Origin of the sequence: Bordetella genomosp. 11 (genome assembly GCF_002261215.1) — a bacterium.
Classification (GTDB): domain Bacteria; phylum Pseudomonadota; class Gammaproteobacteria; order Burkholderiales; family Burkholderiaceae_B; genus Bordetella_C.
This window is the reverse complement of the sequence record NZ_NEVS01000004.1, coordinates 1836662-1856810: the sequence shown is the minus strand read 5'-3', so window position 1 is coordinate 1856810 and position 20149 is coordinate 1836662. Positions and strand designations below refer to the sequence as shown.

Genomic DNA, 20149 nt, shown 5'->3' with positions numbered 1-20149 from the left:
TCGTCAGCGCTTGCGCGCCACCTGCCGGTTCCAGGCATCGGTGATCTCCGCGCGCCGCGCGTTGACCTCGTTCCAGTCCAGCAGGCTCAGGTCTTTCACCGATCCCTTTTCACCCCAGGGAAGCTTGCGGGCGGTCTCCGGCGATACCTGCACGCCTTGCACGGAAGGGCCAAGGTAAAGACGGGTCGCCAGGCATGACGATGCCTGCGCCGTCAGCGCGGTATCGATGAACTTCTGTGCCGCGGCCTTGTTCGGCGCGCCCTTGACCAGGTGCAGCCGGGCGTCGGTGGCCCATACGCCTTCCCGCGGCACCGCGAATCCGATCGGCAGTTTCTTGTCGATCAGGTCCCAGGCGCCGACGTTGAAGTGCGCCCCGATCACCGCCTCGCCGGACTGGAAGGCATTGGTCGCGGCGCCGGAGCTGTCGAACAGCAGCGCGGTATCGAGCGCCGCCAGGCGCTTGTAGACGGGATCGAGATTGGACGGATCGACGCCCCATACCTTGGCCATGAACAGGACGAAAGGCACGCCGGCCGAGTTGGATGGCGACGGTATTGCCACCGCGCCGGCATATTCCGGTTTCCACAGGTCTTTCCAGGTCTGGGGCGGGGTGGCGATTTCCTTGGTGCTGTAGGTCAGGCCCAGCGAGTAATACCCGGTACCGACGGCATAGGTGGAACCGTCGCGCGCATAGATTGCCTGCGGCAGCAGATGGGCCATGTTCGGGATGGCCGCGGAATCCAGGCGGTCCAGCACCCCGGCGGCCTGGGCCAGTTCGCTGATGCCGCCATCCATCCATGCCACGTCTATCGTCGGCGCGTTCTTCTGCTGCTGGAGCTTTGCCAGCGTGGTCGTGGATGTGCCGATCTCCGGCGTCACCGTCACGCCGGTCGCCTTGGTGTAGGGGTCCGCGACGCAGGCCTTGAAGGCCTCGCCCCAGTTGCCGCCATACCAGGCCACCGTGATGCGTTCGGCGGCATTGGCGGGCCAGGCCGCGCAGGCGCAGGCGGCGCCGACGGTGCCTGCCAGCAAGGCGTTATGGATAAGTCGTGCCATGGCGATTTCCCCTTGAATGTGTCGTGGCCGCTGTGTGTGCCGTTGTCGGAATAGTGCCCGTGTGGGGGCAAACCGGGATTGAAATGTCTGGTCAGAAACTTGAATAATTGCGTCATCATGGGCACACCCGTTTCCGATCCCGCAGTGGAGGTCTCGCCGGCCTCGGGTAAACCCGAGCTGTCCGTGGGGCTGGTCCTGCTCGACCAGTTCACGCTGGCCGCGTTCTCTGGCTTCGTCGATGCGCTGCGGCTGGCCGGCGACCATGGCGGCAAAAGCCGCCGCATCCATACGACCTGGCGTGTCATGAGCTGCGACGGTCTGCCTCGCTCGTCAAGCGCGGGCCTGTCGTTGGCGGTGGATGGCGGCCTGGCGGAGGATCCCGCGGTTTTCGACTATGTCGCTTTGTGCGGCGGCAACGACTATCCCAACGCCAACCTGCCACCGGCCTTGCTGCAATGGATACAGCGCGCGGCGGGCAGTGGCGTGCGCATGCTGGGCATCTGCACGGGCACGTTCGCGCTGGCGCAGGCCGGTGTGTTGGGCGCCCGGACGGTCTGCGTGCACTGGAACGTGCTGGACGCATTCCGGGCGCGTTTTCCCGAGGTGCGGGCCGCGGTCGACAGGCTGTTCATCGACGAAGGCGATCTGATCACCTGCGCGGGGTCCACCGCGGCCATCGATCTGGCCTTGTATCTGGTCGAACGCCACTGCGGCCGTGACAAGGCCCAGCAGGCGATCCGCCATATGATGCTGCAGGGCATGCGGCCGGCGCGTGTCCCGCAAGCGCACTTCTATTCCGACGTGTCGGAAATCGGCGATTTGCGCGTACGCCAGGCGGCCCATTTCATCGAGCAGCGCATCGACGCCCCGCCGTCGCTGGACGCGATCGCGCGCTATGTGGGGGTGGGACGCCGCCAGCTGGAGCGGGCTTTCCAGGTGGCGCTGGGGGTCAGCCCCATGGTGTTTCAGCGCAATCTGCGGCTGCAGTACGGCTGCTGGCTGCTGCGGTCGAGCCGCCTGCCCGTGACGCGGATCGCCCTGGATTGCGGTTTCGCGGACGGCGCGCATTTCTCGCGGGAATTTCGCGGCCGGTTCGGGATGACACCCCGGGAGTACAAGCGGCAGGCGGCGCGGGCGGAAGCGGCCCGCGCCTTGCCGGATGCGGGCTACGACGGCGTAATCCCCGCCATCTCGACATAGCTTTTCCAGCGCGCCTTGTCCGCCTTGACGAAGGCGTCGATCTCTTTGGGGGTGGCCGGCGGGTAGGTCAGGAAGCCCTGTTCGCGATACGTCTTCTGCACGACGGGCTTGTCTATGGTCTTCTGGAATTCCCGGTTCAGCAGGTCCACGACGTCGGTCGGCGTTTTGCGCGGCGCGAACACGGCGTGCCATGTCACGACTTCGTAGTCGCTTTTGATCACGCTCGCGATGGTGGGCAATTGCGGCGCCCAGGGCAGGGGTTCGGAACTGGAAACGGCCAGCGCCACCAGCTTGCCGGCCTTGACCAGCGGGTCCACCACCGACCAGGCGTCGATGTGGAAGGTGTTGCGTCCGGCCGCCAGGTCGGACATGGCGGTCATGTCCTTGTAGGGGACGTGCAGCACGCCGGGCGCGCCGATCTTCTTGGTGAAGATGGTGCCGGCGATGTGGCTGGAGGTACCGATGCCGTAGGAACTGAAGCTGCTTTCCTTCTGGTGCGTGCGCAGGTATTCGACGAAGTCGTGGGCATTCTTGATGCCCAGGCCGGCATTGGCCACCAGGACCAGCGGCAGCTTGGCGGTGCGCGAGACCGCGGAGAAGTCGTTATCGGGATCGAAGGGCAAGGTCCGGTAGACGTAGGGATTGATGCAGAACGGCGTCGCGGTCGAGTACAGCAGGGTGCTGCCGTCCGGACGCGAAACCGCCACCTGCCGCGTGCCGATATTGCCGGCCGCGCCGGGCTTGTCCTCGACGATGAACTTGCCGCCCAGGCGCTCGCTGACGTCGTTGACCAGCAGGCGGGCGATCACGTCGGTACTGCCGCCGGATCCGTAGGGCACGATGACCGTGACCGGACCGGCGGGGTAGCCGCCGGGCTGCGCCAGCGCGAAGCGAGGCAGGGCGGCTGCCCCGCACAGGCCGCCCAGGACTTTCAAGGCATTGCGTCGCTGCATGATGTTCATGGATCGCTCCAATAGTTTTGTTCACGTCCGATCCCTTATTCACGGGCCGGGCACCATGCCCAGTCCCGCATCGGACGGTGCAAGCAAAAGCGTGGGCCGTTCGCGTTGGCGCGAACGGCCTGTAAAGAACAATAGCTTGGAAAGTCGGCCTGCCGCCCGCCGTTCAGCGGGCCTTCACCTTAGTCCGCCGCATGTCCGGCGATGGCGTCCGGCGCGGGCAGCTCGGTGTAGCGTTCGCTGAGCTGCCGGTAGATCCGCTCGATATCCCCGGCGCCGCCGTCGCGCGGAGGCTCCGTGCCGGCCAGCGCGGCGAACATCTGGTGCTTGACGAAGTGACGCCAGCTGACGGGAAGCGCGGCCATGATGCGGGTCATCGCGTCGTAGCGCGCGCTCGTCCAGATGCTTTCGAAGCGGGACCGCCCCGGTCCGTAGTCGAAATGCGCGCGCCGATGCCGGTCCGCCACATCGTCCGGCGCGCGTCCGTCGCCCCCGCGCAGCGCGCGCGTCGCCGCCACGTCCACCGTCATGTCCTCGCCTATCGCGACGCCATAGGCGTCGCGGGCGCGCTGCCGCGAGACGAAGCCGCACCGGACATCGTCCAGCACTTTTTCGACCGGGCGCTCGTAGGGGTCGCCGTAGCCGCCGCCGGCCGGGCCCTGCAGGCGGATCACGTCGCCCGGCGCGCAATTCACCAGATCGCTGTTGCGCAATTCCTCCGGCGCGGCGCCGTCCGGGTTCTTGGTAAAGCGCGAGTTCGCGCCCGCCTTGCCGCCCACCACGCCCCAGGCCGCCAGTTCCGAACGGTTGCGGTTGCGCGCGGTGACGACGCCGTTGGGCGCCAGCAGCTTGAATTCCATCGTGGCGGCATTGCCGCCGCGCAGCCGGCCCGCGCCGCCGGTGTCGGGTACCAGGCCGTAGCGGATGATTTCGATGGGGACTTCCGCCTCGTTGATCTCCACGGGGGTGTTCTTCAGGAAGGCGTTGTTCGCGCCGCAGCCTTCCACGCCGTCGTATTCCGGGCCGCCGCCGCCACCGCCGCCGCAGGGGCCGATGGACGACAGCACCTGGCGGCCGCCGCGCGTCGCGGTTTTCACGTTCAGCAGCGTCGATCCGCCGGCGGGGCAGGCCGGCAGGCGGTCGGGCAGGGCGCGGTTGAACACGCCGAAGGTGCAGGCCTGGATCACGGCCGCCGTCAGGCTGCGCATCCCCACCGCGGCGGGCGCCTGCGGATTGACGATGGATCCTTCGGGCAGCACGGCCCGCATGGGCCGCACCGAGCCGGCGTTCAGCACATTGCGCGGTGCCAGCGTATGCATCACGTAGATCAGGCCGACCGTGATCACGGAATGGTGGCCGTCGCCTCCGGTGGGCACGTTCAGCGACGACGCCACTTGCGGATCGCTGCCGGTGAAGTCCATTTCCAGTTCATCGCCGCGCACGCGCAGCGTGATGTGGATGCGGCAGGGATAACCGCCCACGGTGTCTTCGTCGGCGTACTCCGAGAATTCGTAGTCGCCGTCGGGGATGTCGCGGATCAGCGCGCGCGTCTGCTGTTCCGCGTAGTCCAGGATGGCCTCGGCGCCCTGCATGAATTCCTCGACGCCGAAGCGGTCGATGATTTCGTGCACCTTGCGTTCGCCGACGTTCAGCGCGGCGATCTGCGCGTTCAGGTCGCCGTGGTTCTGGTCGGGCATGCGCACATTCACCTGCATGATGCGCAGCAGCTTTTCGTCGATCACGCCGTCGCGCATCAGCAGCATGGGCGGTATGCGCAGCCCTTCCTGGTGCACCTCGGTCAGCGTGCGCGACAGCGAGGCCGGGACCGCACCGCCCATATCGGTATTGTGGATATGGCTGCCCACGAAGCACACCAGCGTGCCGTCGCGGAACACCGGCTTCCATACGTGCATATCGGGTGTGTGGGTAGAGACATAGCCGCTGTAGGGATCGTTCGTCAGGTAGATGTCCCCTTCGCGGTAGTCGTCGAACATCTGGATGACGCGGCCGTAGTCCAGGCCGGTGTACCAGGTCGCACCGAAGGTCTTGGGCGAGGCGAAGGTCTTTCCCGCCGGTGTCATCAGCTGGGCGGAGAAGTCCTCGGTTTCCTTGACGAAGGTGGAGTAGGCCGTGCGCATCAGCGTATAGCCCATGGCCTCGGCGGCGGCGGTGCAATGATTGGCAAGCACCTGCAGGCGGAAATTGTCTACGGTCACGACGCGGCTCCTTCGGCAGTGATGCGCAGATTGGCGTATTCATCGACCCGGCAGACATGGTCGCCGGGGATCACGGTGGTGCAATCGTCCTGCGTGACGATGGCGGGGCCGCTGAACCGATGGCCGGCGCGCAGCGCGGCACGGCTGTACAGATCCACGTCGCGGAACCCGCCGTCCAGCCACACGCGCACGGCGCGCTCGCGCGCCGGCGTGCCGGGCTGCGGTTCGTGGCGCGGGAAACGGGGCTTGTCGTTGTTGCCGGAAATCACCACGCGCAGGCTGACGATCTGTACCGGCGCGCGTTCGTCGGCATGGCCGTACAGGCGGCGATGCATGTCGTGGAAGGCCTGGCCTACCGCTTCGACGTTGCCCTGCTGCACATGCGCGGGATCCAGCACGGTGTCGATTTCATAGGACTGCCCGCGATAGCGCATTTCCGCGGAATACACGTACTCGGCATCGTCGATATGCCCTTGTTCCTGCCGCAGCCACTGGTCCGCGCGTTCGCGCAGCGCCGTGAATTCCTCGCGCACGGCGTCCAGGTTGGCGGGCGTCAGGTCGGTGTAGACGGTCTTCAGGAAGTCGCTCTTCAGGTCGGCAATCAGGCCGCCCAGCGCGCTGAGCGTGCCGGGCGAGGGCGGCACGACGATCTCCTTGACCCTGATTTCGCGCGCCAGGAAGCAGCCCAGCATGGGGCCGGCGCCGCCGAAGGCCAGCACCGCGTACTCGCGCGGGTCGATGCCGTAGCGCGACACCAGCCCGCTGACTTCCGTGTACATGCCCGATACCGCGATCTGGATAATGGCTTCCGCGGTTTCCTCGATGCCGCGTCCCAACTGCGCGGCGAGTTCGCCGACGGCCTTGCGCGACGCTTCGACATCCACTTCCACGGCCTGATAGCCCAGGTCCGAATGGCCCACCAGCCCGCAACAGACGAAGGCGTCGGTGATGGTGGCGCGCGTGCCGCCGCGGCGATAGCACGCCGGGCCGGGCCGCGAGCCGGCGCTTTCCGGACCGACCTTCAGTACACTCAGCGGGTCGACCCAGGCAATGGAGCCGCCGCCTTCGCCGACGGAAGAGACGGACACGGAAGGAATATGGATCTGGAAATCGCCGATCAGTTCGCCGACGCCGTATTGCGGCCGTCCGTCCATGATGACGGCGATGTCGGCGCTGGTGCCGCCGATATCCAGGCTGAGGCAGCGCGGGATGCCGGCGGTGGCCGCGACATGGCTGGCGCCGATCACGCCCGCCGCCGTGCCGGACAGGATCATCTGCACGCAATCGCGCTTGCCTTGTTCGGCGGTCATGACGCCGCCGTTGGATTTGGTCAGGCGCGGTTCCGGCCGTACGCCGGCGTTCTTCAATGCGCTTTGCAGCGAACCGAGGTAGTGCGCGACGCGCGGCTGCACATAGCCGCCGATGACCGCGGTGATGGTGCGTTCGTATTCGCGGATGATGGGCCAGGTTTCGCTGGAGCACGATACCGGCAGGTCCGGCGCGATGGAGGCGACGATCTCCTTCACGCGCAGTTCATGCGCGGGATTGCGGTAGGCATGCAGCAGCGATATCACGATGCCTTCGGCACCGGCGTCCTGTGCCGCCTGCACGGCACGCCGCACGCTTTCCTCGTCCAGGGGCTTGCGCACCGACCCGTCCGGCGCCATGCGTTCGGCGATGCCGAACACCATGCTGCGCTTGACCAGCGGTTCAGGCCGCCGCGACAACAGGTGGTACATGTCCGGCGTCTTCAGGCGCGCCAGTTCCAGTACGTCGCAGAAGTTCTCGGTCGCGAACAGCGCCAGCTTCAGGCCCTTGCGCTGGATGACGGTGTTGATGCCGACCGTGGTGCCGTGCGTGAAGTAGCTGATCTGCTCCGGCTGGATGCCATAGCGTTCGCCCAGCATGCGAACCCCGGCGATGACTTCCTCGCCCGGCTGGTCGGGGCGGGAGAAGACCTTGAGACTTTTGATTTCGCCGCTGTCTTCGTCGAAGACAGCGAAATCCGTGAAAGAGCCGCCGATATCGACGCCTACCCTGTACCCCATGCTGCCCCCGATCCGCGTTGCGGAACATCGTCGCGGCTTGCCGTGCGCGGGCAAGCCGGCTAAAATGTTCACTAGATGAACAATAATTTCATGCAGTGGTCAAATGAATGATAATAGGTCGGTACAAAGGTGTCTAGCCGTTCTGCGCGGTTTTCGCGGCGGCCCCGGGCAATCCCTAACCGCCTTGTCCAAGGCGGTGGATCTGCCCCATTCCACCGTGCTGCGGCTGTTGAACACGCTGCAGGGGGAAGGCTATGTGCGCAAGGAAGGCACGCTGTGGTCGCTGACGCCGCAACTGTTGGAGATCGGCTTCGCGGCGCTGGCCAACACGGGCGTGAATGAGTTCATCCAGTCATCGCTGCAGGAGTTGGCCAACCGCTGCAATGGCACGGTGAACATCGGGGAAAAGAGCCGGGACGAGGTCATCATCATCGCCCGCGCCAGTTCCGATGGAGAGCGGCGCAAGATCGTGGTGGTCAATCTGCGGGTGGGCAGTTCGCTGCCGCGCGACAGCGCCTTGTATTCGGCCCTGGACCTGCCGGAGGATGAATGGGCGATCGCGCGTTATCCCGATCGCAGGGTCACGACGGTGGGCATTCCCTTGTTCAACGGGCCCTCGCGCCGCCTTTCGCTCGGCTTGTCGGTGAACGACGATGAGTACCCGATGGCGCGGATAGAAACCGAACTGGTCGCCGGCTTGCGCACGGAGCGCGAGCGGATACGGAGCCTGATGCGCTTGGGCGAGATGTGAGTCTCAGCCAGTGACCGAAACCTTGTATATGCCGATGTTCTTGTTGAAGGACGGGTCTTTGACTCCGCCGACAAGGAGCAGGCCATGGGCGCTGTCGGCCCATGTGCCGGCGGGATTTATGTCGGCGATACCAGTGGATAGAAGCACGCGACAGAGCGGTCGGCGGCGTCGGCCCGGTGAGCGAGCTCCGGTATCCGGGTGGAGCAATCCGGGCGCGCGTTGGTGCAGCGCGGATGAAACGTGCAGCCCGCCGGCAGGTTGGTCGGCGCGGGGATCTCGCCGGTGATCTTCGCCAGCGCGATGCGGGCGCGCGGGTCGGGCACCGGCGACGAGTCGCGCAGCACGCGGCTGTAGGGATGCCGCGGCGCGTCCAGTACCTGGCGGGTGGGACCCTGCTCGATCACGCGCCCCAGGTACATCACGCACACCGTATCGCAGAAATGCCGGACCACGCCCAGGTCGTGCGATACGAAGACGAAGGACAATCCGCGTTCGCGCTTCAGGCGTTCCAGCAGCTGCAGGATCTGCGCCTGCACCGATACGTCCAGCGCCGATACCGGTTCGTCGGCAACGATCAATTGCGGATCGAGCACCAGCGCGCGCGCGATGCCGATGCGCTGGCGCTGGCCGCCGGAAAATTCGTGCGGATAACGGTCCAGCGCGGACAGCGGCAGCCCGACTTCCTGGATGGTGCGCGATACCTTGGCGTCGATCGCGGCGGCATCGCCCAGGCCATGCACGCGCAGCGGTTCGGCCAGCGTTTGCCGCACCGTCCGCCGCGGGTTCAGCGACGCATAGGGGTCCTGGAAAACGATCTGCATGCGTTGGCGCAGCGCGCGCAGTTGCGCGGCGCCCGCGGTTGCCAGGTCCTGTCCCTCGAAGCGGATGCTGCCCGCGTCGGGGTCGATCAGGCGCAGCAGCATGCGTGCCACGGTGGATTTGCCGCAACCGGATTCGCCCACCAGCCCCAGCGACTGGCCGCGCCCGACGTCGAAGGACACGCCATTGACGGCGTGGACGGTTTGCCGGCGCCCGCCCAGCCAGCCGCCGCCGCTGCGGAAGTGCTTCACCAGGCCGTTTACCTGGAGCAGGGGCGCATGCGGCTCGTCGTTGCGCACAGGCGTATGGGTGCTGTTCATGACTGTCCTTTCGATGGCGCGCGCACCAGGCAGCGCACCTGGTGCGATCCGTCGACGGCTTCCAGCGCGGGGCGCGCCGTGTCGCAGCGGGGCTGCCGCAACGGGCAGCGCGGCGCATAGGCGCAGCCCGGCGGGATGGCCGTGATGGGCGGCACGCTGCCGGCGATGGGTTCGAGCGACTCGGCGTCGGTATCCACGCGCGGCATGGCGCGCAGCAGGGCTTCGGTATAGGGATGCGTGGGTCGCGCGAACAAGGTGTCGACGTCGGCCGTTTCGACGACCTCGCCGGCGTACATGACGGCCACGCGGTCGGCGATCTGCGCCACCACGCCCAGGTTGTGGGTGATGAACACCACCGCCATGCCGCGCGCGGTTTTCAGGTCGGCCAGCAGGCTCAGGATCTGCGCCTGGATGGTGACGTCCAGCGCGGTGGTAGGTTCGTCGGCCAGCAGCACCTTGGGCTTGCAGGCCAGGGCCATGGCGATCATCACGCGCTGGCGCATGCCGCCGGAGAACTGGTGCGGATAGTCGTCGTAGCGGCTGGCCGCGGCCGGTATCTTGACCTCTTCCAGCGCCTGCACCGCCAGGGCGCGCGCCTCGCGCCAGGAAATGCCGCGGTGCTGGCGGACGGCCTCGGCGATCTGGTCGCCCACGGTCATCGTCGGGTTCAGCGACGTCATCGGCTCCTGGAAGATCATGGCGATGGCGTCGCCGCGCAGGCGCGCCATCTCTTTTTCGGGCAGGGTGGCCAGGTCCTTGCCTTCCAGCAATACCTGCCCGCCGCCGTGCCGGGCGCCGGTGGACGGCAGCAGGCGCAGGATCGACAGCGCCGTCACGCTCTTGCCGCTGCCCGATTCACCCACGACGGCCAGGGTTTCGTTCCGGTCCACCGATAGCGAGACGTCGCGCACGGCCGCGTGCCAGGCGCCGCCGATGCGGAATTCCGTGCGCAGGCCGCGCAGCTCCAGGACGGCATCCGTTGTGGTCATGAGTGCTCCGAGCGCAGCTTGGGGTCGATGGCATCGCGCAGCGCGTCGCCCAACAGGTTCAAGGCCAGCACCGTCAGCAGGATCGCGACACTGGGAAAGACGGTCAGCCACCAGGCATCCAGGATGTTCTCGAAGCCCTCGCGGATCATGCCGCCCCAGGTGGCCGCCGGCGGCGGGACGCCCAGGCCGATGAAGCTCAGGGAGGCTTCCGTGCGGATCGCGGACGCCATCCACAGCGAACCCAGCACGACCACGTCCGAGATCATGTTGGGCAGGATGTGCACGCCCATCAGGCGCAGCGGACCGTAGCCCAGCGCGCGGCCGGCTTCGACGAAGTCGCGCTGTTTCAAGGCGATGGTGGGCGCCCGCGCCACGCGCACAAAGGGCGCGATCTCGGTGATGGCGATGGCGATGATCAGGTTCTCCAGGCTGGCGCCCAGCATGGCCGCGACCATCAAGCCCAGCAGCAGCGTGGGGAAGGACAGCAGCACGTCCACCAGGCCCATGATGAACTGGTCCAGCAATCCGCCGATATAGCCCGCCAGGATGCCCAGCGAGGCGCCGATGGACATCGCGATCAGGATGGCGACGAAGCCCACCAGCAGCGATACGCGGGCCCCGTAGATCAGGCGCGACAGCACGTCGCGGCCGTAGCTGTCGGTGCCCAGCCAGAATTCCGCCGACGGCGGGTCCAGGCGATAGGCGATGTTCTGCTGCAGCGGGTCGTGCGGCGCGATCCACGGCGCCAGCAGGGCCACCAGGGCGATCAGCAACAGTAGCCCGAGGCCGACCCAGGACAGGCGATTGCGGCGCAGGGCCTGCCATAGCGCGTTGGGCCGGGTGGCGGGAGCGGGGGCGGCGATGGCGCTCATTTGTATTTCACCCGGGGATCGACCAGCCCGTACACCAGGTCGGTCAGGAGGTTGACGAGGATGACGCAGGCGGCGAAGACCACCATCAGGCCTTGCAGCAGCGTGTAGTCGCGCGTGTTGAGCGCGCCCAGGATCAGCTTGCCCAGGCCGGGCCGGTTGAAGACGATCTCCGTCAGGACCGAGTTGCCGATCAGCGTGCCGAAATACAGGCCGACGACGGTCACGATGGGGATCAGGGCGTTGCGCAGGCCGTGACGCAGCACCAGGCGCAAGGGGCGCACGCCCTTGGCGCGCGCCGTGCGCACGTAGTCTTCCCCCATCACGCCCAGCATGGACGAACGGGTGACGCGCATGACATAAGCGGTCATGATCAGCCCCAGGTTGAAGGCCGGCAGAACCAGCGCGCGCAGCTGCGCGCTCCAGTCGCCCGATACCGTGCTGCCGATGACCGGGAACCAGCGCAATTCGATGGCGAAGGCCAGCAGCATCAGGATCGCCGAGACGAAGGCCGGAAAAGACAGGCCTGTCAGCGACAGCACGCGGCCCAGGTAATCCGGCCAGGCGTTGCGCCGCAGCGCCGCCCACATGCCCAGCGGCAGGCCGAACAGCACGCCGATCAGGATGGATGCGGCGGTCAGCTGCAATGTCCAGGGCAGCACCAGCGCCACTTCCTGCAGCACGGTGCGGCCGCTGGCCATCGACACGCCGAAGTTGCCCGACAGCATGTCGCGCAGGAAGTGCAGGTATTGCAACTGTACGGGCTGGTCCAGGCCCAGCCGTTCGCGCAATGCCGCCAGCGCCGCGGCGCTGGCCTGGTCGCCCAGCATGACGGCGGCCGGATCGCCCGGGACCAGGCGCACGAGGACGAATACCGCCGTCAGCATGGCCAACAGGGTGGGTATCGCCAGCAGCAGGCGCTTGACGGCGTAGCGCATCATGATGGTGCTCCTTGCACGGTACTTTGCGCGGTGCCTTGCACGGATGCCGGCACGGCCTCGGGGGCGGTGCGCGCGGTCTTGGCCACCCATGGCGTGCCCGCGTCCTTGGGCTGGTCCGGCATCAGCCGCCGCGCGTCCAGGTTCTGGATGGCGCGCGCGGTTTGCCCGCGCAATACCAGGTCCGCCATGGCCGCGCCAACGACCGGAACCAGTTCGAAGCCATGCCCTGAAAAGCCGAAGGCATGGAAGACGCCCGGTGCATTGGGCGATGGGCATACCACCGGCAGCAGATCCTCTGTCTTGGCTTCCAGTCCGGCCCACACGCGCACGATGCGGATGTCGCGCACCGCGGGGAACAGATCCGTGGACGCCTTCGCGCCCTTGGCCAGCACGCGCATGCGCGCGGTGGATGTTTCCTTGTCCAGGTCCGGTATGCCCTGCAGGCCGCCGCCGATGACCAGCGTGCCCTGGTCCGATTGCTTGAAGGACAGGGACCGTCCCATGATGGAGACCACCGGCCGGATGAATGGGCGCAGCCGTTCGCTGACCATCATCATCGATGATTTGGTGGCCAGCGGGATATCGTCGCCCACCAGCGCGGCGATGCGCGCCGACCAGGCGCCCGCCGCGTTGACCACCGCCGGCGCCGTCCACTCCCGCCCGCCTTCGCCGACGATGCGCCAGTCCGCGCCGCGCCGTTCGAGGGCGACGATGCCGCAATGTTCCACCAGTTCCGCCCCGGCCTGCAGGGCGCTGGCGCGGAAGGCCCGCAGCGCGCGGTGCGGATCGGCCGCGCCGTCGCGGCGCGCGATCGACGCGCCCACGCAGTGCGTGCTCAGTTCCGGCAGCAGGCGGCGCAGCTCGTCGGGGCCGATGATTTCCTCGTGGGTGTAGCCGGACGCGCGCAGGCCGTCCACCCGCGCCTGCAGGCGCGCCAGCGCCGCCGGGTTCTCCGCCACGCAGACCTGGCCGTTCGCATGGAAGCCGCAGTCGTCGCCGACCAGGCCCGCCATGCCGTGCCACATGTCCATGGCTTCCAGCGACAGGTCCAGTTCGCCCAGGTCGCGATTCAAGGTGCGCACGCCGGCGGCGGTGGCGCCGGACGCGTGGCGCCCGACCCAGTGTTTTTCCACCACGACGACACGGGCTCCGCCGCGCGCCAGGTGCAGCGCGGCGGAAAGGCCATGCAGGCCGCCGCCGATGATGACGGCATCGTAGGCACGATGGCTCATTTGGCGTCGTCCCCGGTGTCCAGGCTGGCCAGTTCGCCCAGCGTCAGCGGCTTGAGGGGAGGGCGGATACGGTAGAAGCCGACTTCGGCCACCGGCCGCCGCTGTTTATCCGCCAGGATGTGCGCGATGGTGTACCCGCATTGGCGCCCCTGGCAAGGGCCCATGCCGGCGCGGGTAAACGATTTGATCTGGTTGGGACCGGGCTGGCCCAGGTCCGCGGCCTTGCGGATATCCCCTGCGGTGAGCTCCTCGCAGCGGCAGACGATGGTGTCGTCGGAGGGCGCGAAGACGCCGGGCCGGGGCGGATACATGGCGTCCAGCATGGGGCGCAGGCGCAGCATGTCCGCCAGGGCCCGGCGCACCGGGGCGGCTGCCGATGCCGCCGCGGCTTCGTTTATTTTTCCCGCGCGCAGCGCCATGCCCAGCGCCGCGATCTCGCCGCGCGCGGTCGCCGCCGTGGCGCCGCCGATACCCGCGCCGTCGCCGGCCACGTAGACGCCGGTCCGGCTGGTCTGGCCCCAGTCGTCCAGGACGGGCGCCAGGCAGGCCTGGCGGTCGCTCCAGGCATGCTCGCATTCCAGCGCGCGCGTCATATGGATGGATGGCACGACGCCCTCGTGGGCCAGCAACACGTGCGCATCGGCGCGCACCGTGCGGCCGTCCCGCGTGGTGTATTCGATCTGCTGCAGGCGGCCTTCGCCCAGCGCGCGAAACTCGCGCACGCCGCGGATGCGGCGCACGCCGGCGCGGCGCAGTTCGCGCAGCCAGCCCAGGCCCTTGCCGACTTCGCCGGCACGACGCAACGCATCGGCCAGATAGGGCAGCGCGCGGCGCCAGCCGTCGGCGGGCGAGGTGTCCAGCCAGCCGGCGACGCGGCCGCCGGCGCGCAGCAGCTGCGCCAGGTAAAGCAGCACCAGGGGCCCGCTGCCGGCGACCCAGACCGGCTGGGACGGCACCTGGCGCGAGGTCTTCAACAGGATCTGCGCCGCGCCCACGGTCAGCACGCCGGGCAGTGTCCAGCCGGGGAAGGGGTTGGGGCGTTCCTGCGCGCCGGTGGCCAGCAGCACCTGGGCGGCGCGCACGACCTCCGCGCGGCCCGCGCGGGTCATGTAGACGTGCCAGTCCGGCTCGATCTGCCACACCTGCGTGCCGGGCTCGTAGACGGCGCCGCAGCGGCGGAAGGACTCCGCCAGCGCCGCGCCGGCGCGGTACTCGTCGCCCAGCAGCCCGCCAACCGGCGTGGCGGCCACGGTTTCCACGGCGCGCCAGATCTGGCCGCCCGGCGCGGGCTGTTCGTCCACCACCAGCACGGCCATGCCGCTCGCGCGCAGCCGGATGGCGGCGCTCATGCCGGCGGGGCCCGCGCCCACGATCACTGCATCGAATTCGCGGATCATGGCAGCACGCTCCGTTTGCCGAACTGGCGCTGTACCTGCATGCCTTCGCGTACCGTCACCAGACAGGTCTGGGTCGAAGCCACGCCATCGACGATGGCCAGGCAGTCGAAACACACGCCCATCATGCAGTAGGGCGCACGCGGGCTTTCCTGCACGGGCGTGGTGCGCGTGGCGGGCGTCTGCTGCCGCAGCAGTACCGCGGCCACGGTTTCGCCGGGCTCGGCGGATACGGCCTCGCCGTCTATGTAGACCTTCAGCGCCTGCGCGCCGGGTTCATGCAGCTTGCGAAACATCGAAGCGCTCATGATGAAAAGCATCCAGAGAGGCCGGCAGCGCGCCGTCGTCCAGCGCGCGGGCCAGCGGCCCCGCGTGGAAGGACGCCAGCGTGACGCCGGAATGACAAAGCGCGGTCCACGCGCCGGGATACAGGGCCGAGCCGGCATACACCGGCCGGCCGTCGGGAGTCATGACGCGCAGGCAGGCCCAATGGCGCACCAGGCGCGCGCCGGCCAGGTCGGGCAGCACCCGCAGGGCCTTGCGGCTCATGCGGGCGGCCGCGTCGGTGGTGGTGTTCAGGTTGTAGCCGACTTCCTCCTGGGTGACGCCGATCATGACCGTGCCTTCGCCGGTCTGCCGCACGCCGCTGGCCGGCAGCGGCAGCAGGGGAGCCAGGCGCTCGGTGACCAGCAGTTGGCCGCGCTGGGGTCGCAGCGGCACGTCCAGTCCCACCATGCCGCCCAGGGCGCTGGAGCCCAGGCCGGCCGCGATCACGACGCTGGCGCCGGTGTGGCGTGCGCCGCCGGCATTGACCAGGAAGCCGCCGCCGGCCTGCGGTTCGATGGCCTGCACGGGATGCCGGTTAAAGAGCACGCCCCCGCGCCGCAGGAAGGCGCTCTGCAGCGCGGCCAGCAGGCGCAGCGGATTCAGGTGGGCGTCCTGGCTGCAAAAGCTGGCGCCGGTGACCGCGCTGCCCAGGCGCAGGGCCGGGAAGCGCCGCGCGAGCTCGCCGGCGTCCAGCATCTCGATGCAGTCCGGCAGCTCCGGGGTATTGGCATCCCATTGCGCCATGCGCCTGGCGCGGTCCTCGAATTCGTGGTCGCCCAGGCAGAAATGCAGCCCGCCGCGATTCTCGTACTGCAACATGATGCCCGTTTCGCGTTCCAGGTCGCGGGCGAAGTCCGGCCACAGCCGCGCCGCCTCGTGAGACAGCCGCTGATAAGGGATATTGCCGTAGCCTTTGCCCTGCACCCAGACCAGGCCGAAGTTGGCCTTGGCCGCGCGGTAGTCGGTATCGGCGCCGTCGAGCAGGAGTACGCGTTTTCCCTGGCCCGCCAGGCCCATGGCGATGGCGGAGCCGACCATGCCGGCACCGGCGACGATGAAGTCGTACTCGCGGTTCATGCGATTTTCCCGGTCGCGGTTAAGCTATAACCCGAAGCGCCACAGGCGCGCGGCCATTTCGGCAGGGTTATAGGGGTGTATACGTGGCGGAAACACTGAATCTTCGGCAGATCGAGGCGTTCAAGGCGGTGATCGAACACGGCACGGTCAGCCAGGCCGCGACGGTGCTGGGCGTCTCGCAGCCGGCGGTCAGCAAGCTGCTGGCGCACCTGGAAGCCGACAGCGGCCTGCATCTGTTCGACCGCGTGCGCGGCAAGCTGGCCGTCACGCCGCACGGCATGCGGTTGTACGAGGAAATCGACCGCATCTTCACCGGCTTGCGGCAAGTCGAGCAGGCAGTCGATTCGATACGCCGCGACGAGCAGCGCACCCTGTTCGTCGGCGTGCTGCCCGCGCTGTCGGGCTCCTTCATCCGTCGCGTGACCATGACCTTCCTGCGCCATCATCCCGACGTGCGCGTCAACATCCAGACCCGTGGCTCGCAGTTCCTTGCGGATTGGCTGGCCACCCGGCAGATCGATGTGGCGCTGGTCGGCAGCCGCGTCGACAACCCGTATATCGACCGCGAGCCGATGTTCCGGCAGCCGTTGATGTGCGCCTTGCCCGTCAACCACGAACTGACGCGCAAGCGCGTGATCCGCGCCCCGGACCTGGCCGGCCTGCCTTTCGTCGCCTTCGGCGCCGACAGCCAGACGCACCAGCTGGTGCAGTCGGCATTCGACCGGACAGGCATCCGCCTGAACGTGGTGCTGGATACCAATACGGCGCCGACCGCATGCGAGTTCGTGGCGGCGGGCCTGGGCGTGTCTTTGTTTCATCCGCTGTTTGCCGATGGCTTTCAGAATCGTCTCGTATTGCGGCGTTTCGACCCGGAAGTGCAGTTCCACTTCCAGTTGTGCACGATGCGGGCGTCGCGCAACGCCGGACTGGTCGAGGGTTTCGTGGCGGCCGCGCGCGAGGTCGCCGCGCAGGTCCCGCGCGATGTGCGCAAGGCGCGCGGCTGATCGCGCCGCGCGCGGACCACTAGCGTTTGACCGTGGTTGCCTCCGTGACCGGCGGCTGCAGGTTCAGCGCGCCTTTCAGGGCATAGCCATAGTCCACGCCGTTGCCGTGGGCCCAGACCTGCTTCAGGCCGAACAGCGGAATGGCGCAGACGTCGTCATGGATCTTGACCTGCGCGTCCTTCCACAAGGCCAGCTGCTTTTTCGCGTCCGGCTCCTGACGCGCCGCGCGGATGTCCGCGTCGGCCACCGAGCAATGCGAGAAATTCGACTGCGCCGCGGGCGCGCCTATCGCCGCGGACGAATCGTAGAACTCGCTCAGGTAGGCGTCGGCGTTGGGAAAGCGCGCCGCTCCGTAGAACACCAGGGCGCTCTGGTCCTTCCTGCTCTTGGCCTGGTAGGTGGCGTGGTCGACCACTTCCATGTCCAGCTTGATGCCGGCCTTGGCCAGCTGCGCCTGGACGATTTCCATGATGGGCTGTTGCGCGGAGATATTGGAAACCACCGACTTGATTTCGATGCCGTTGGGGAAACCGGCCTCGGCCAGCAGCTTTTTGGCCTTGGCCACGTCGTAGGCATAGGCGCCGGCGCTGCAGTCCTCGCCCAGATAGCCGTTGGGCACCACCGAACAGCCCTTGTCCGCCACATCCTTGCCGGCGTAGCGCACGATCTCGTCGACGTTGACGGCGGCCGCGATGGCCTGGCGCACTTTCAGGTTGTCCAGCGGCTTGATGGTGCGGTTGATGTGCAGCGTGCGGAACTCGGCGGGATCGAAGATGTCGACCTTCATGCCGCGCTTGGCCGAACGCTCGACCCAGCGCTGTTCGCGCTTGCCCTGCATGATGTCGATTTCGCCGGAGGTAAAGGCCAGTTCGCGGGCGCTGTCCGAAGGAATCATGCGGTAGACGATGGCGCCGACCTTGGGCTTGCCGCGGAAGTATGCGTCGTTGGCCACCAGTTTGACGTACTGCTGGGTGACATGCTCGGCGAACGCGTAGGGGCCGGTGCCGATGGGGCCCGCTCCGAACTTGTCGCCCAGCTTTTCGGCGGCCTTCATGCTGACGATATTGCCGCCATGGTAGTTCGATACGCGTCCCAGGAAGGCGGCGTCCGGGTACTTCAGCGTGATGCGGACAGTGTAGTCATCCACCGCCTCGACCTTGTCCAGCACATCGAAGGTGGACGCGAAGCTGGACCGCTTCGGATCGGCCGCGCGTTGTAGCGAATAGACCACGTCGGCGGCCTTCAGTTCGCCATAGCCGCCGTGGAATTGCACGCCCTTGCGCAGATGGAAGGTCCAGATTTTGCTATCGGGCGACGCCTCCCAACTGGTGGCCAGGTCCGGCTCCAGCGCCTTCGGATCCGCGCTGCCGGGCGGGAAGCGCACCAGCGCGTTGAACATCTCGGCGGCCACTCCCTTGTCCACCGTGGAGGTGGCGCGATGCGGGTCCAGCGTCGCGTTGTCGGCGGCGCCGGAACTGATGCGCAGTTCCGGCCTGTCGGCGGCGCCGGCCGGCGTGTTGGCGGTGGCGCCCAGTGCGAGCAGGGCAATGGCGAGGACGGACAGGACAGGACGTTTCATGATTCCCCTTGAAGGCCGCATGTGGAGTCGCGACGGTCGCAAGGTAGATCGGCACATCTATAGCGTCAAGGTCGCTAAATGACTACGGCTATTCCCAGGGGTTATAGGATGCTTTCGGGTGCGCGAGGCGCCCCAGGGAGCTCGGCTCGAACTCCGCGGGATGTAATGGTTATTACGGATAAGCCACCGTTACAAAAAAAGCCCCCACGCCGCGCCGGCAAAGCCGGCTTGCTGCCCCCCGAGGGGGCTTTTTTGCCTTGGGGCGGCCCGGCGGCAAAAACACCCCCACGCCGCGCCGGCAAAGCCGGCTTGCTGCCCCCCGAGGGGGCTTTTTTGCCTTGGGGCGGCCCGGCGGCAAAAACACCCCCACGCTGCGCCGGCAAGCCGGCTTGCTGCCCCCCGAGGGGGCTTTTTGCCTTGGGGCGGCCCGGCGGCAAAAACACCCCCACGCCGCGCCGGCAAGCCGGCTTGCTGCCCCCCGAGGGGGCTTTTTGCCTTGGGGCGGCCCGGCGGCAAAAACACCCCCACGCTGCGCCGGCAAGCCGGCTTGCTGCTCCGCCTGGCCACTACTCCCGTGTCGCGGCCGATGCGTTGATCCAGATGATCCGTGCGGCGTCTTCCGAGGGATTGCGAAACATGTGCGGAACGATGGAGGGAAAGCGGAAGGCGTCTCCCGGATTCAAGACGAAGGTTTCCTGCCCCAGCATCAATTGCAGCTGGCCCTCCAGCACATATCCCGCTTTTTCGCCGTCATGGCGGTGGAAGTCGTTGCCCGACGAGCCGCCCGGCAGCAGGCGCAATTCGTACATCTCGATCCACGACGGACTGTCGGGCGAGATCAGGTCCTTGATCACGCCGGTGGGACTGAGCCGCAGCCGGCGCCGTTCGTTCATGCGCACCACGAACGAGGGCGGCCGCGCTTGCGCGGGTTGTTCGAAAAAGCGCGAGATCGGTATCTCCAGGGCTTCACTCAACAAGCGCAGCGATCGCAGCGAAGGCGTCGACAGGCCGCGCTCGATCTGGCTGAGCATCGCGGCGGAAATGCCGGCGCGTTCGGCCAGCGCCTGCAATCCCAGGCCCGCCCGTTTGCGCAGGTCGCGCGCGATCGAGCCGATACGCAGCAATTCGGCGCTATCGGCATGGTCGCCGTTATCGGCCGAAGCCTCGCGAGCGATGGCTGTCGGCGTTCGCGCTTTGCGCGCGCGCGGGCGGTCGGAAACGGCCGGCGATTTTTTCGAGGGCATTCAGGTTGGTCCTAGGGGAAAACCACAGCGTGACATTTTATTCACTATAACTAAAACTCCCTATCAGTCTTTTCACTAGCGGTGAAATTTCCGGCTGGGACGTTTCACCGATTGCTGTTTTTTA

Annotated in this window: 17 protein-coding genes; 3 read left to right on the top strand and 14 right to left on the bottom strand. The window is 67.5% G+C overall.

Going from position 1 to position 20149, the window contains the following annotated elements:
• Positions 1 to 3 precede the first annotated feature (3 nt).
• Positions 4 to 1056, bottom strand: a complete 1053-nt coding sequence (locus tag CAL28_RS16020) for an ABC transporter substrate-binding protein (protein WP_094842294.1) — start codon at positions 1054 to 1056, stop codon at positions 4 to 6.
• Between the two features lie 117 nt (positions 1057 to 1173).
• On the opposite strand from CAL28_RS16020, the gene CAL28_RS16015 reads away from it, so the two are divergent.
• A complete protein-coding gene (locus tag CAL28_RS16015; RefSeq protein WP_094842293.1) occupies positions 1174 to 2256 on the top strand; it encodes a GlxA family transcriptional regulator in 1083 nt (360 codons plus the stop codon).
• Here CAL28_RS16015 and CAL28_RS16010 read toward each other — a convergent pair.
• The 3 genes from CAL28_RS16010 to CAL28_RS16000 form a co-directional block, all read right to left on the bottom strand.
• Positions 2223 to 3218 (bottom strand): Bug family tripartite tricarboxylate transporter substrate binding protein, encoded by a 996-nt coding sequence (locus CAL28_RS16010; protein ID WP_094842292.1) that lies wholly within the window; start codon positions 3216 to 3218, stop codon positions 2223 to 2225. The two genes, CAL28_RS16015 and CAL28_RS16010, sit on opposite strands and share 34 nt — an antisense overlap.
• 179 nt (positions 3219 to 3397) lie before the next feature.
• Positions 3398 to 5431 carry a hydantoinase B/oxoprolinase family protein gene (locus CAL28_RS16005; RefSeq protein WP_094842291.1) on the bottom strand — a complete coding sequence of 678 codons (2034 nt, stop codon included), beginning with the start codon at positions 5429 to 5431 and terminating at the stop codon, positions 3398 to 3400.
• Complete coding sequence (locus tag CAL28_RS16000; protein ID WP_094842290.1) at positions 5428 to 7479, bottom strand: hydantoinase/oxoprolinase family protein; 2052 nt, start codon at positions 7477 to 7479, stop codon at positions 5428 to 5430. The genes CAL28_RS16005 and CAL28_RS16000 overlap by 4 nt, the downstream gene beginning before the upstream one ends.
• A gap of 103 nt (positions 7480 to 7582) precedes the next feature.
• Between CAL28_RS16000 and CAL28_RS15995 the strand changes: the two genes are divergently transcribed.
• On the top strand, positions 7583 to 8230 hold the full coding sequence (locus CAL28_RS15995) for an IclR family transcriptional regulator (protein ID WP_094842289.1): 648 nt from the start codon (positions 7583 to 7585) through the stop codon (positions 8228 to 8230).
• 116 nt (positions 8231 to 8346) lie between these two features.
• Here CAL28_RS15995 and CAL28_RS15990 read toward each other — a convergent pair whose 3' ends face one another.
• The 8 genes from CAL28_RS15990 to CAL28_RS15955 are packed head-to-tail and all read right to left on the bottom strand — an operon-like array spanning position 8347 to position 16198.
• Complete coding sequence (locus CAL28_RS15990) at positions 8347 to 9369, bottom strand: ABC transporter ATP-binding protein (protein ID WP_094842288.1); 1023 nt, start codon at positions 9367 to 9369, stop codon at positions 8347 to 8349.
• Positions 9366 to 10358: an ABC transporter ATP-binding protein gene (locus tag CAL28_RS15985; RefSeq protein WP_094842287.1), complete on the bottom strand. Its 993-nt coding sequence runs from the start codon at positions 10356 to 10358 to the stop codon at positions 9366 to 9368. Before CAL28_RS15985 ends, CAL28_RS15990 begins: the two co-directional genes overlap by 4 nt.
• The gene (locus tag CAL28_RS15980) at positions 10355 to 11230 is read right to left on the bottom strand and encodes an ABC transporter permease (RefSeq protein ID WP_094842286.1); all 876 of its coding nucleotides are present in this window, start codon (positions 11228 to 11230) and stop codon (positions 10355 to 10357) included. Before CAL28_RS15980 ends, CAL28_RS15985 begins: the two co-directional genes overlap by 4 nt.
• Positions 11227 to 12168 carry an ABC transporter permease gene (locus CAL28_RS15975; RefSeq protein WP_094842285.1) on the bottom strand — a complete coding sequence of 314 codons (942 nt, stop codon included), beginning with the start codon at positions 12166 to 12168 and terminating at the stop codon, positions 11227 to 11229. The genes CAL28_RS15980 and CAL28_RS15975 overlap by 4 nt, the downstream gene beginning before the upstream one ends.
• Positions 12165 to 13400: an NAD(P)/FAD-dependent oxidoreductase gene (locus CAL28_RS15970; protein WP_094842284.1), complete on the bottom strand. Its 1236-nt coding sequence runs from the start codon at positions 13398 to 13400 to the stop codon at positions 12165 to 12167. The genes CAL28_RS15975 and CAL28_RS15970 overlap by 4 nt, the downstream gene beginning before the upstream one ends.
• Entirely contained in the window at positions 13397 to 14797 is a 1401-nt protein-coding gene (locus CAL28_RS15965; protein WP_094842283.1) for an NAD(P)/FAD-dependent oxidoreductase, read from the bottom strand. The genes CAL28_RS15970 and CAL28_RS15965 overlap by 4 nt, the downstream gene beginning before the upstream one ends.
• Positions 14794 to 15090: a (2Fe-2S)-binding protein gene (locus CAL28_RS15960; protein ID WP_094842282.1), complete on the bottom strand. Its 297-nt coding sequence runs from the start codon at positions 15088 to 15090 to the stop codon at positions 14794 to 14796. The genes CAL28_RS15965 and CAL28_RS15960 overlap by 4 nt, the downstream gene beginning before the upstream one ends.
• Positions 15071 to 16198: an NAD(P)/FAD-dependent oxidoreductase gene (locus CAL28_RS15955; RefSeq protein ID WP_094842281.1), complete on the bottom strand. Its 1128-nt coding sequence runs from the start codon at positions 16196 to 16198 to the stop codon at positions 15071 to 15073. The genes CAL28_RS15960 and CAL28_RS15955 overlap by 20 nt, the downstream gene beginning before the upstream one ends.
• A gap of 83 nt (positions 16199 to 16281) precedes the next feature.
• Between CAL28_RS15955 and CAL28_RS15950 the strand changes: the two genes are divergently transcribed.
• Positions 16282 to 17202, top strand: a complete 921-nt coding sequence (locus CAL28_RS15950; RefSeq protein WP_094842280.1) for a LysR family transcriptional regulator — start codon at positions 16282 to 16284, stop codon at positions 17200 to 17202.
• 19 nt (positions 17203 to 17221) lie between these two features.
• Here the strand turns inward: CAL28_RS15950 and CAL28_RS15945 are convergent, their stop codons facing one another.
• Positions 17222 to 18781 (bottom strand): ABC transporter substrate-binding protein, encoded by a 1560-nt coding sequence (locus CAL28_RS15945; RefSeq protein ID WP_094842279.1) that lies wholly within the window; start codon positions 18779 to 18781, stop codon positions 17222 to 17224.
• A 566-nt stretch (positions 18782 to 19347) separates the two neighbouring features.
• Positions 19348 to 20025 carry a helix-turn-helix domain-containing protein gene (locus CAL28_RS15940; protein ID WP_094842278.1) on the bottom strand — a complete coding sequence of 226 codons (678 nt, stop codon included), beginning with the start codon at positions 20023 to 20025 and terminating at the stop codon, positions 19348 to 19350.
• Positions 20026 to 20149: the final 124 nt, after the last annotated feature.

Bases quoted from the DNA above. Each gene is read 5' to 3' on its own strand.
- CAL28_RS15965 (WP_094842283.1), bottom strand. From the start codon at position 14,797: ATGATCCGCGAATTCGATGCAGTGATCGTGGGCGCGGGCCCCGCCGGC.
- CAL28_RS15940 (WP_094842278.1), bottom strand. From the start codon at position 20,025: ATGCCCTCGAAAAAATCGCCGGCCGTTTCCGACCGCCCGCGCGCGCGC.
- CAL28_RS15975 (WP_094842285.1), bottom strand. From the start codon at position 12,168: ATGATGCGCTACGCCGTCAAGCGCCTGCTGCTGGCGATACCCACCCTG.
- CAL28_RS15980 (WP_094842286.1), bottom strand. From the start codon at position 11,230: ATGAGCGCCATCGCCGCCCCCGCTCCCGCCACCCGGCCCAACGCGCTA.
- CAL28_RS15985 (WP_094842287.1), bottom strand. From the start codon at position 10,358: ATGACCACAACGGATGCCGTCCTGGAGCTGCGCGGCCTGCGCACGGAA.
- CAL28_RS16020 (WP_094842294.1), bottom strand. From the start codon at position 1,056: ATGGCACGACTTATCCATAACGCCTTGCTGGCAGGCACCGTCGGCGCC.
- CAL28_RS15990 (WP_094842288.1), bottom strand. From the start codon at position 9,369: ATGAACAGCACCCATACGCCTGTGCGCAACGACGAGCCGCATGCGCCC.
- CAL28_RS15970 (WP_094842284.1), bottom strand. From the start codon at position 13,400: ATGAGCCATCGTGCCTACGATGCCGTCATCATCGGCGGCGGCCTGCAT.
- CAL28_RS15945 (WP_094842279.1), bottom strand. From the start codon at position 18,781: ATGAAACGTCCTGTCCTGTCCGTCCTCGCCATTGCCCTGCTCGCACTG.
- CAL28_RS16015 (WP_094842293.1), top strand. From the start codon at position 1,174: ATGGGCACACCCGTTTCCGATCCCGCAGTGGAGGTCTCGCCGGCCTCG.
- CAL28_RS15955 (WP_094842281.1), bottom strand. From the start codon at position 16,198: ATGAACCGCGAGTACGACTTCATCGTCGCCGGTGCCGGCATGGTCGGC.
- CAL28_RS15960 (WP_094842282.1), bottom strand. From the start codon at position 15,090: ATGTTTCGCAAGCTGCATGAACCCGGCGCGCAGGCGCTGAAGGTCTAC.
- CAL28_RS16010 (WP_094842292.1), bottom strand. From the start codon at position 3,218: ATGAACATCATGCAGCGACGCAATGCCTTGAAAGTCCTGGGCGGCCTG.
- CAL28_RS16000 (WP_094842290.1), bottom strand. From the start codon at position 7,479: ATGGGGTACAGGGTAGGCGTCGATATCGGCGGCTCTTTCACGGATTTC.
- CAL28_RS15995 (WP_094842289.1), top strand. From the start codon at position 7,583: ATGAATGATAATAGGTCGGTACAAAGGTGTCTAGCCGTTCTGCGCGGT.